Source organism: candidate division KSB1 bacterium, assembly GCA_034521575.1.
GTDB lineage: Bacteria > Zhuqueibacterota > Zhuqueibacteria > Residuimicrobiales > Krinioviventaceae > JAXHMJ01.
Window position 1 is genome coordinate 1,714,055 of the sequence record JAXHMJ010000005.1, and the last position, 12,614, is coordinate 1,726,668.

Annotated in this window: 5 protein-coding genes; 1 reads left to right on the forward strand and 4 read right to left on the reverse strand. The window is 49.8% G+C overall.

Translation table 11 applies throughout. The annotated features are described in order from the left end of the window. Positions 1–190 precede the first annotated feature (190 nt). A complete protein-coding gene (locus U5R06_20695; GenBank protein ID MDZ7725164.1) occupies positions 191–6,934 on the forward strand; it encodes an InlB B-repeat-containing protein in 6,744 nt (2,247 codons plus the stop codon). A gap of 390 nt (positions 6,935–7,324) precedes the next feature. Here the strand turns inward: U5R06_20695 and metF are convergent, their stop codons facing one another. From metF to U5R06_20715, 4 genes are all read right to left on the reverse strand, one after another. After that, a complete protein-coding gene (metF, locus tag U5R06_20700; GenBank protein ID MDZ7725165.1) occupies positions 7,325–8,218 on the reverse strand; it encodes a methylenetetrahydrofolate reductase [NAD(P)H] in 894 nt (297 codons plus the stop codon). 19 nt (positions 8,219–8,237) lie between these two features. Next, positions 8,238–9,632 (reverse strand): argininosuccinate lyase, encoded by a 1,395-nt coding sequence (gene argH, locus U5R06_20705; protein MDZ7725166.1) that lies wholly within the window; start codon positions 9,630–9,632, stop codon positions 8,238–8,240. Position 9,633: 1 nt separating this feature from the next. Continuing rightward, entirely contained in the window at positions 9,634–10,893 is a 1,260-nt protein-coding gene (locus U5R06_20710; protein MDZ7725167.1) for an argininosuccinate synthase, read from the reverse strand. 171 nt (positions 10,894–11,064) lie between these two features. Beyond that, entirely contained in the window at positions 11,065–12,465 is a 1,401-nt protein-coding gene (locus U5R06_20715) for a sodium:solute symporter family protein (GenBank protein MDZ7725168.1), read from the reverse strand. Positions 12,466–12,614 lie beyond the last annotated feature (149 nt).

Consider the following 12,614-nt stretch of genomic DNA (forward strand, 5'->3'; position numbering starts at 1 on the left):
GGAATTGCTGTATATATTAATGATAAATAATACTAAACCCTTTTGTAATTTTCATATTAATTTACTATTTTTATATAACTTATTAGACGCTTTTTTTCTTTGCGATTTGCAAACGTTTGGCCTAAAACATGCATGGGTTCTCTATGCTATTTCTGTTAAAAGTAATCCTTTTCAAAATACGGGGCAACATATGAAACATAGTAAGCTGTTTTTTGTCACATTGATTCTGATACTCGGTATTGTTGGTTCGGTGCAGGCAAGTCATTTTCAGCCGCCATCCAGTAATTTCCAGCCGATGAATATTTATATTATTCAGGCTGCATATCATGGAATGTCGTTAACCGCAGGTGATGAAGTCGCTGTCTTTGACGGTTCTCTCTGTGTGGGCGTTGCCGTATTATCCGAGCCGCCCACGGCATCAAGCCCGGCTCTTTTGAACGCCTACAAGCATGACGACGGAGATGCGGGGTTTACCGGGGGAAATCCCATGACATTTAAAATGTGGGATGCCAGTCGTTCACAAGTATATACTCTGAGTTCAGGAGAAGTGCAATTTTACGATCCCAACACAGGCTCTCCCATCAGCCCCGTACCCTTTGAGGGACTGGGAACCGCTGTGGTGGGGCTGAGCGGCGGTGTCACCGATTATATGTATCTGACCACGCAGACCACCACCGGGGGGTCCACATCCCCTGCACCGGGAACCCATCCCTATCATTACACGGAAACCGTTTCTATTTCAGCCCTCCCTGAATCGGGATATGAATTTGATTACTGGGAAGGAGACGTTGCGGATACCCAGTCCGCTTCAACAACCATCACCATGACAGAAGACGAGACCGTCACGGCACACTTTTCCTGTATTGGCTATACGGTCACCATGGGCGTTACCCCGGCGGGTACAGGCGCCACCGTGCCCACTGTCGGAGATACCAATGTATGCGCGGGCAGCGAAATCACAATCAAAGCCACTCCTATAAGCGGATACGAGTTTGTGCAATGGTATGGCACCGGAATTGCCGACAGCTACAGCGCCAACACCACGGCAACCATAACAGCAGATCAATCCATCACCGCTGAATTTCAGCCGATAACAGCGGATCAGTATACCCTGAACATGGATGTCAACAATTCAACCCGGGGCTCGACCACCCCCGCAGCCGGCAGCTATTCCATCAGCCGGGATTCCGTGGTCACCATAACCGCCTCAGCCAATGCCGGATATCGGTTTGTAAACTGGAGCGGCGATGTGGCGGATCCAAACAGTGCGACGACCACAGTGACCATGAACAGCAACAAAACCATTGTCGCCAATTTCGAGCAGGAAGAATATGATTTAACCCTTTCATCCAATCCCGGTGCCGGCGGATCGACTTCTCCTTCGGCTGGAACCTACACTTACGATGGCGGACAGATTGTAAGCATCGCAGCAAACCCGGTCGACGGATATGTGTTTCAGGGATGGTCCGGAGCCGTAGAAGACCCTAACGCTCAGTCAACAACGGTAGTGATGAACGCGGACAAGGTGGTTACCGCGAATTTTGCGCCCAGTGACCATTACTTGACCTTGCAGGTCAATGAACCAGCATGGGGCACCACCAATCCGTCACCAGGAACCCATGCCTACGGCGACAATTATGTGGTATCCCTGTTTGCCGTCCCGGCCAGCGGATATCAGTTTGTCGGGTGGCAGGGAGATGTCGCAGACCCCAATGATCCATCGACCAGCACAACCATGACATCAAGCAAAACAATCACCGCTTATTTTCAACGGCAGCAGGTCACGTTGACCATCGATGACACGCCCGGCGGCAGCACCACACCGGTTGCCGGAGGCCATACATACAACTCGGGAGATGTGGTCAGTATTTCTGCAACCCCGGCTTCCGGATATTATTTTGTCCAATGGAATGGAGATGTAGCCGATCCCAATTCTGCAAACACCACAGTGATCATGGATGAAGACAAAACCATTTCAGCCACCTTTGCAGAGATGGCAACCTATTCGGTCAACATAAGCGTGATGCCGAACGGCAGCGGTACGACGGTTCCCGCGCCCGGAACGCACGCTATTGAACAAAACACACAAATCAATATAGAAGCCATTTCCAATGCGGGATATCATTTTTCCCGCTGGGAAGGTTCCGGCATTGCTGATCCGTTCGATTCAACAACCACGCTCCAGGTGGATGCAGCCAAGAACATTATTGCTCATTTTCAGTCCAATCAAACCACCCAGTATACCTTAACCATGGACATCAATCAAAGTGGTTGGGGCGCTACACAGCCTTCGGTCGGATCGCATCAATTCGGCGAAGGCGACGTGGTCACTGTGAGAGCCATACCGGAAAGTGGTTACCGATTTGCAAACTGGAGCGGCGCTGTCACTGATCCCAACAGCGCTCAGACCACTGTGCTGATCGATGGTGACAAAACCATTACGGCTAATTTTGAAGCATTGGATGAATACACAATCAGTGTGCTTCCTCCCGATCAAACCGACCGCGGCAGCACCACTCCCGGTCCCGGCAACTATACCCGTTTTGAGGGAGAAACGTTTGAAATTACAGCCACAGCCAACACGGATTACGAATTTGTAAACTGGAATAACAACAGCAGCCTGACCAATCCGACCCTGTCGTTTCAGGTCAATTCAAATCGCAGCTTAAAACCTTATTTTCAACTATCATCCACCGTTGAACTAACCATGCGGATGAATAACAACAGTTACGGCAGCGTATCTCCAGGTATTGGCAAACACACTTATACTCGTAATGACGTGGTCAACGTCGAAGCCTTTCCGAATCCGGGTTTCAGTTTTACACATTGGCAGGGAGATGTTGCCCATACCAATCAGGCGCAGACCACGGTAACCATGGATGCCAGCAAACTGGTCAAAGCCTATTTTGATCACCTCCAGTACGATCTCACGCTGCAGGCATCTCCGTCCGCCGGGGGTGATGTAAATCCGTACACAGGCACCAAACAATATGATTCCTGGAGCGAAGTTCAGATCGAAGCGGTGCCGGCGCCGGGTTATAAGTTTGTCGGCTGGACCGGGGATGTAACCAATTCGTCCAGCGCCACAACAACGGTCACCGTGGACCAAAACAAGGCGGTAGCGGCCAACTTTTCTCAAATTAATGAATATACACTGACCCTGAACGCTTCTCCATCCAGCGGCGGCACAACCCAGCCTTCTGTCGGTTCGCATACCTATGAGAAAGACGAGACAGTGACAGTTCGGGCATTCGCTGCTGCGGGTTATCAATTCTCGCACTGGCAAGGCGATGTTGCCAATCCGTCATCGGCAACAACAACGATCAACATCACAGCGGACAAGCAAATAACAGCGGTTTTTGAAGCGGACCAGCCGAATGAATACCAATTGACCGTTCAGGCGAATCCCGCAAACGGCGGAACCACCACGCCCCAGGCCGGGGTTTACACCTATTCAGCCGGGACTTCTGTGCCATTGACTGCCGTTTCAAATGCGGGTTATACGTTCAGCAGCTGGAGCGGAGGCGTAGACAATCCGTCCAGCGCACAAACGCATGTGGTCATGAACAGCAATAAAACGGTCACTGCTAATTTTGAAGCCGGACAAACCACCTATACCTTTACCATTGATGTGTACCCTGAAGCGACCGGCACTACCCAGCCGGTTCGCGGGCAGCATCAGATAGTAGCGGGAACCACACTGACCATTATTGCAAATCCGGCTCAGGGGTATAAATTCGAATTCTGGACCGGTGATGTCGAAGAGCCTTATAATGACACAACACGCATTACCATTGATGCGGACAAGGGCGTCATCGCGCATTTTCGTGAAATAGAAGGCACCCGGCGGACATTGTCCATTGCCGCTAATCCTACCGACGGCGGAACGGTCATTCCGGCGCCCGGAAAACACGAATACAACAGCGGCGCCCAGGTGATGGTGCAGGCATTGCCCTGGCCCGGTTATCAATTCACCACCTGGCAAGGGCCGGTACAGCAACCGGACAGCAGTACGACGTCCATCACCATGAATCTGGACCACTCGATCGCGGCGAACTTTCAGCAGGCGACGGGTCAGGTTTTTCTGACTATGCAGATAAATCCGGAAGGAGGCGGATTAACCGGTCCGGCTGTCGGCCAGCATTCATTTGCCGTCAATGAAAAAGTAAACATCACGGCGGTTCCGACCGAAGGATACGAATTCTCACATTGGACCGGTGATGTCAATGCGATGGACAAGTCTTCGACCTATATCAGAATGAGTTCCAACAAGACCGTGAGAGCGCATTTTACAACCGAACAAACCAGCAAAACCACATTAACGCTTTCGCATATTCCTGTAAACGGAGGCAGTACAACTCCGACAGCCGGTACGTACACCGGTGACAAAGACCGTGTGATCCCGATCAGCGCAAAAGCCGCATCCGGTTATGAATTTATCGGATGGCAGGGTGATGTGACAGATCCCACAGACAGCACCACCACGGTTGAGCTGGACCGGCATAAAAGCATTGTGGCTGTCTTTCGTCAAAAAGACATTCCCACTTCGATTCTAAGTCTGAGTGTCAGTCCCATTGATTACGGAACCACAGCGCCCGCAACCGGTATTCATTCTTATCAAGTGGGTGAAGTCGTCACGATAACCGCATTGCCGTATGAAGGCTATTATTTCAAAAAATGGATAGGTGAGGTCGCCAATCCCAACAGCCCGACAACAACCATCCATATGGAAAACAACAAATCGGTAACCGCGGTCTTTGAAAAGGGCGAGGCAGAACAGTTTACTCTGGAAATGATTGTCAATCCATCCGGAGCGGGAGTTACGGCTCCTGCAGTCGGTTCGCACCAGTACCGCCAGGGAGAAACCGTCAATATTACCACCATTCCGTCCCCCGGTTTTGAGTTCACCGGCTGGAGCGGTGGTGTGGCTGAGGCCCAAAAACCGACAACTGCTGTTGAAATGACCGGCAACAAACTCATCATTGCGAGTTTCAAGGCAGTTCAGCCGACAAGGCATACACTGACAATCGCGCTGAATCCGGATCAGGGCGGCATCACCGTACCCATGGCCGGTACGTACACGCTGAAAAAAGACAGTGTCATGACCGTAAAGGCGGTTGCAACCGCAGGCTATCGGTTCCTGGAATGGAAAGGCGACGTGACGGACACCGACACCTCGGTCACCCAGGTGCTGATGAACAGCGATAAAAACATCACGGCTCGTTTCATCAAAGATATGTACACACTGCAGATTAAAGCCAGTCCCTATGAAGGCGGCAGCACCACCCCGGTTTCGGGCGATACGATGGTCGTTTCCGGTGAAACCGTTGTGCTCGAAGCAAAACCGAAAAAAGGATTCAAATTTGCCTTTTGGAGCGGCGATATCGAAGACAATCTGAACCCCACTACCGTCGCGTTAACCGAGGACATGAACATTATCGCCAATTTTGTTCAACAGGATGAAAACATCCAGACCCCGGAGATTTTCGGATTGTCGGATGCGTTCAGAAATGATGTACTGCATTTTCAAATCCATAACGCACTCAGCAACCTGGGCCACAACCTGCAATTCCAGTTTGACTGGGGTGATGGAAACCGTTCCGACTGGGTAGAACTCAACTCCCAGAGTGAGAACAATATCACCAAAATCACCTCGCCGAACGGAAACAGCGGCTTGCCGGGCACAGGCAATCTTTTGGATTATGAATCAGGGACCCGTACCTCGGTTACATTGACAGTAAAAGGTGGAACCTATAATCCGGAAAAACATGCGATGCTCGGCGCTGACCCGGCCACAGGAACAGATGCCTGGGATATCTTTAATCAAATTGTGGATTGTCGCGGAACCATACAGCCCATAAATGAACCGAATGAACCGCTGCAGCTGACATTATCCGGTCTGGATCCGGACAAACGCTACACCCTTGCATTCTTTTCCGATCGCAACAATTTCGGCTGGGATCGCGCCTCTGTTGTCACTTTGAAAGGAGCGGAAGAATTTATCAACAACAGTTCGCAGGGCAAGGATCAGTTTGGGCAATCTCTTTATACAGGAGCCCGGTCCGGCTCTGTCAAACTTCCGTCCGACAATTCCCAAACCGGCTATGTGGCGCAATTCCGAAACATTGCCGGCGGTAATGACGGAAAAGTCACACTTTCAATCGATTTTGGCGGAAGCATGGGCCATGAATACAAAGGCAAGCTGGCGAGTGCGCTGATGGTCAAAGAACTGGATCAATCCGGCGTTCCGTCATTCACAGCTTATAATGATCTGGCCTGGTCAGAAGATTTTTACAAACACAAGTATCTGGCTTCGGGCAGTTATCTGATCCGCGTCAGAGCCCGTTGCAAAACCCATCAGGACGTGTTGTCCGAGTGGTCGGAAACGCACAGTGTCATTGTGAGCGGATGTTTGCTGAGCACCCGGGTTGCTCCGGAAGGCTCCGGATACATCCAGAAAATGCCGGATCAACCGGATTATGCGTACAGCACTCCGATCACATTACTGGCCACACCGGCAGAAAATATGGTGTTTGATCACTGGAACGATGATCCAACGGATTCATTGAGCACCAAAGTGATTACGCTGAACAATCACAAAACGATTACAGCACATTTCACCTATCCGTCCGCGGTAGAAGAAAAAACAGTGCCGACGGAATTTGCGCTTGAGCAGAACTATCCCAATCCGTTCAATCCCACAACTGAAATCCGGTACGCACTGCCCGGTCCCGAGCACGTGATTCTGGATATTTATGATCTGCGCGGACGACATGTCAAACGCTTATGGGACGGACGCCAGACCGCCGGACACCACAAACTGCTCTGGAACGCGACAAATAATCAGGGACTGAAAGTGGCGACGGGATTGTATTTTTACAGATTAAAGGCAGGTGATTATACCGACGTCAAGCGCATGATACTTTTGAAATAGACTAAAAAAAAGCCCTTGTCATTGACAGGGGCTTTTTGGTTTTATCACGAATGATGACTGCTTTTCTTTGTATATGCGTGCTAATCCTTTAAAAAACCATATCACGCAAAGAAGCAAAGGTCGCTGAGAAAAACAATATCATATCATGTCCCCGCTGCGTCTCAATATTTTAAATCTGGCTGCTCTTCCAAACCTCGTACAACTCGCGCAATACTATCCCGCATAACTGGTATATTGAGATCCAACAATAGGCCTGATTTCGTCCGGTTTTTTTGTAAACAGGATGCAGCCGTTCACAGGACTTGACATCTACTACTACCGTTTCATCAACAAGCAATATATCCAGACTTTTTTTCTCTGCGTCTTTGCGCCTCTGCGTGCCGGTATTTTTCAAGTCTCTAAAAACTGTTTCGAATTTTTAACGCCCAGCGATTGATAAATCCGCAACGTCGCGTTGGAACGGTTTAATGTATAAAAATGGATTCCCCTGACCTGATTTTCCACCAGATCCCGTACCTGCTCACTGGCCCAGTGCACACCGGCATGTTCCACATATTCTTCATTCACAGCACGCGTAATCAATCGATACAACGGAGCCGGAATTCGGGACCCGGCGGCCAGTTCCGACATGCGATGCATGCCTTGGGTGGAAATGATCGGCATGATTCCGGCGATGATCGGCGCCTCAATGCCGGCCAGTGAACAGCGTTCCTGATAATCATAAAAGTCCTGATTGGCAAAAAAGAACTGGGTGACGATATAGTCGGCTCCGGCGTCAACTTTGGCTTTTAGATGATCCAGTTCAACCAGCCGGTTTGGGGTTTCCGGATGACCTTCCGGGAAACCGGCGACGCCGATACAAAAATCCGGAAAATTTTTTCTGATAAAGGCAACCAGTTCACAGGCGTATTCAAACCCGCCCTCTGTCTTTGTCCATTTTTCATTGTCATCCGGAGCGTCACCGCGCAGGGCAAGTACGTTTTCGATGCCCTCTTTCTGGTAGCGCTCCATTATTTTTGCAATCTCGTCTTTCGTAGACCCAACACATGTCAAATGGGGAACCACCGTTAATCCCAGTTCCTTGTGAATGCGCACCACCAGCTCGTGTGTGCGGTGACGCGTGGACCCTCCAGCGCCATAGGTGACGCTGACGTAGGAGGGTTTAAGAGGAAGAAGTTTTGAAATGTTATTAAACAGGTTTTCCCAGCCGTCCTCGCTTTTGGGCGGGAAAAATTCAAAACTAAATGTAGTGGGTGTTTGATCCAAAAGATCTTTGACTTTCATAATTCTCCAAAATTTTAATTCACATTTTTATTAAAGGTTGTTTCAATAATTCGCGTGCTTTTTTGATCTGATGTTCTATAGAAACCGGCCCGGTGCCGCCGGCAATATTGCGATTCTTTAGAGCGTTCTGCGGATTAAAACACTCGTAAATATCCGCATCAATCAGTTCCGAGTGACGTTTCATAATGTCAAGGGATAAGCTATTCAATGCAGTTCCATTTTGTTCAGCGTTTGCAACGATTTTCCCGATCACACGATGCGCCTGACGAAACGGCATGCCTTTGCGAACCAGATAATCAGCCATATCCGTTGCAAACAGGTCAGGAGTCAATGCGGCGCGCATTCGATCCGGGAAAACAGCAAGTGTCTCCACCACTCCGGCCAATATCCGCACAGACAGGGTGGTCTGATATAAAGAATCGAATACCGGCGCTTTGTCTTCCTGTAAATCCCGAACATAGGCCGTAGGCGCGCCCTTTAGCAGGGTCAGTCCGGATACTTGATTTCCGATCACCCGCGCTGTTTTTCCGCGGATCAGTTCCAGAGAATCCGGATTTTTTTTCTGCGGCATCATACTGCTGCCCGTGGAAAACAGTTCATCGAGTTCAACAAACCGGTAGCCTTCGGACGACACGATGATCAAATCCTCGGCCATTCGGCTGATATGTACCATAATCTGGCTGCAGCAGAACAAAAGGTCATTCACATAATCACGATCAGACGTGGCGTCATAACTGTTTTCAGTGATCCGGCTGAACCCCAGTTCTTTTGCCAGTTGAATACGGTCAATGTCAAACCCGGCGCCGGCAATGGCTCCGGCTCCCAGCGGCATGCTGTCACAGCGCTCAAAAGCCTGATTGAGACGGTCAACATCTCTTTGCAGTTGGAAAAAGAATGATAGTAAATAATGCGCAAATGAAATGGGCTGCGCCTGGCGCAGATGTGTTTGTCCCGGCAAAACAGTATCTCTGTGTTCCTCAGCTTTGTTGGTGAGCGCGGACTGGAGTATTAAAATGGCTTGCTGCAAGTCCAGATTCTTTTCTTTTAAATAGAGTTTTAAATCAGTTACCACCTGGTCATTGCGGCTGCGTCCTGTGTGAATGCGGGCTCCGGTTTCGCCGAGACGTTCTGTGAGCCAGTGCTCGTTGGCCGAGTGAATATCTTCGGCGTGATCCGGAAAGGTCAATTTACCCTCGTGATAATCTTTCTGAATCGCATTTAATGCATCGCGAACCTGCTTTGTCTGCGCATCTGTGTATATACCGGTCCTGCACAATGCGCCGGCCCAGGCTTTATTCACGGCAATATCCGCATCAAACAAATGCTGATCAATGTCCAGTGAGACGCTGAACTCCTGCATCAGGGCATCCACGGATTTTGTAAAACGGCCGCTCCAGATTTTTTCACTGCTCATGTTAATCCCGCTTGAATTTGCTGTAATCCGGTTCTTTGTATTTCGGCTTTTTGCCCCAGTCCATCTCAACCAGCGAACGGACTTTGAGAGGCAATCCGAACAAGTTGATAAAGCCTTCAGCGTCTTTTTGTGCATACACATCTTCCGCACCGAATGTCGCCAGTTCTTCCCGATAAAGCGAGTAGGGTGAACGCCGGCCTTCGATCATAATGTTGCCTTTGTACAGTTTCAGACGCACATCACCCGTCACATTCTGCTGGGTTGATTCGACAAAGGCATCCAGAGACTCGCGCAGCGGTGTAAACCAGGCGCCGTTATAAACCAGTTCCGCGTACTTTGGTGATATCATTTCCTTGAAATGCATGGTCTCCTTGTCCAGGACCAGGGATTCCAGCTGCCGGTGCGCGTTGTACAGCAAAGTGCCGCCCGGCGTTTCATACACCCCGCGGGATTTCATACCGACGAGTCTGTTTTCAACCACATCTGCGCGACCGATGGCATGCTTTCCGGCGATCTGATTCAGTGTCTGCAGCAGCGTGACAGCTTCCATCCGCTGACCGTTCACGCCCACCGGCACACCATTCAGGAATTCAATTTCGACAAACTCGGGTTGATCCGGAGCCTGTTCCGGTGAATGGGTCAGCATGAACATATCATCTTTGGGCGCGTTCCAGGGATCTTCCAGATCGCCGCCTTCATGACTGATATGCCATATGTTGCGGTCATTGCTGTAGATCTTTTCTGTTGTCGCGGTGATCGGAATCTTTTTATCTTTGGCATAGGCAATGGCATCTTCACGCGACCGGATATCCCATTCGCGCCAGGGCGCCAGCACTTTAAGCTTTGGATTAAAAGCCTTGAATGTCAATTCAAAGCGCACCTGATCATTGCCTTTGCCGGTACAGCCATGCGCCACTGCGTCGGCGCCTTCCGCCTCGGCAATTTCCACCTGACGTTTGGCGATGATGGGTCTGGCAAATGAAGTGCCCAAAAGATACTGATTTTCATAAATCGCACCCGCCTTGAGGGTCGGCCAGATATAATCTTCGATAAAGGGTTTGCGCAAATCTTCGATATAGCATTTGGACGCGCCCGTGGCAATCGCTTTTTCTTCCAGGCCGTCCAGTTCTTCACGCTGCCCCACATCGGCGGCAAACGCGATCACCTCACAGCCGTAATGTTCTTTCAACCACGGTATAATGACCGAGGTATCCAACCCGCCGGAATACGCCAATACCGCTTTATGAATGCGTTCTTTCATAATTCATCTCCATATCACTCATTTTATAATCTGGGGGAAACAGTGTGGTTTTCTGATTCGATAGCACAATGTACTAAATATTTGCCAAAAATGCAATATCCTGAGAATTACTATTTTACAACCGAGCCGAATGGCATCATCACAGGTAGAGATCCAAGCCTGTCACTTGAATCAACTGCGAAAGGACTTTTGCACCATCTGATCCGTCAAAAAAATGGCAACCGCGATGATCAAACCCGGATAAATCGGTTCAATATTCCACAGATAGTCATGTGAGGTCAGGCCCAGAGCGCCTGAAAACGTCCAGACCGCAGAGATGCTGCCGGCACTGACCATGGTTAAAAAAGCCGAGCGGCTTTGCATGCGAATTCGATCAAAAAAGCTGGAAACCACAGGAAACAACAGCGCCGGGGTGGCAATAAAACCCAGCTCTTTCCAGAGCTGAACCACGGAACGGCCGTACAGAGCCAGCAGTACACTCAGCACCGTCGTAACAGCCAACCCGATGCGGGTGTACTTGAAAACCTGCGCCTCTTCTTTTTTGGCAATCACCCATAAAAAATCCCGTCCCAGGGTCATGCCTGAAATGAACATCATACTGTCGAGTGTGGACATGACGGTTGCGGTTAATCCGGCCATGAACAAACCGGATAATACAGGCGGCAGCACGCTTTGTGACAAGTGCAGATAGGCTGTGAGCGGATTATCCAGATTCGGAATAATAGCCCGGGCGTAAAGTCCGGCGCTGGTGGTTAAAAAATCAAACACAAACCAGAACAGGACGGACAAGAGCAATCCGGTGCGGGCCACATTCGTATCTTTGGCGGCAAAACAGCGCTGATAAAACGTCGGTTCCACAAAGGTTTGCAAGGCGATAAAATACCAGACGATGATATAGGCGGCGCCCTGTCCCCCATCCCATACGAAATGCGAATCCGGGCACTCTGTTGTAAGAAACGGCAACCCGCCGTATTCGCCGGCCGCAAAGGCGACCACCAGGATGAATCCGATGAACATCAGAGCAAACTGGAACATGTCGGTTTTGACCACAGACTGGAATCCGCCAAAAAACACATAGACCAGACTAAACAGCGCGCCGGCGGATGCCCCGATCCACAGCGGCCAGCCGAAAAAAAAGTTAAGCAATACGCCCAGCATGAGCACATAGGGCGCCGGGGAGGTCATGAAAAACACAAACAAAGCGCTGACATAAGAAGCGCGCAGTCCATAAACTTTTGACATTTGGTCCGGGATGGTATACACCAGTCGCGATCGGGCGCGGCGCGCCATTAAAAACGCAAATCCGAGCGCTGTGAGATAATAAGGAACACCGAATACCAGCCAATTGGAAATACCGTATCGATAAGTAAACTCGCCTACACCCAAAATACCGCCGTACCAGGAGGAAACCAAAGTGGCCACAAACAACGGCAGGGTCAGTCGCCGTCCGGCCAGTAAAAACTGTACCGCTTCGCTGCGCTTTTCACGAATCCGCAAAAAATAACCAAAACAGATGGTCAGTCCCAAATAGGTGAGAATAAAAATTGATTCCGTTAAATCGAGTTTTTCCATAGATATCCTGTTGTATTTAAACTCAAGGTACAAAAACAGCGATTTAAAACCAATACCTCAAGCCATTTATTTAAAGGGAATCATCCGGGATTTCAAACTCGTGCAGAAAATAAAGCTGATGATTCAAGACGAATGGTGTGCGAGTTCGG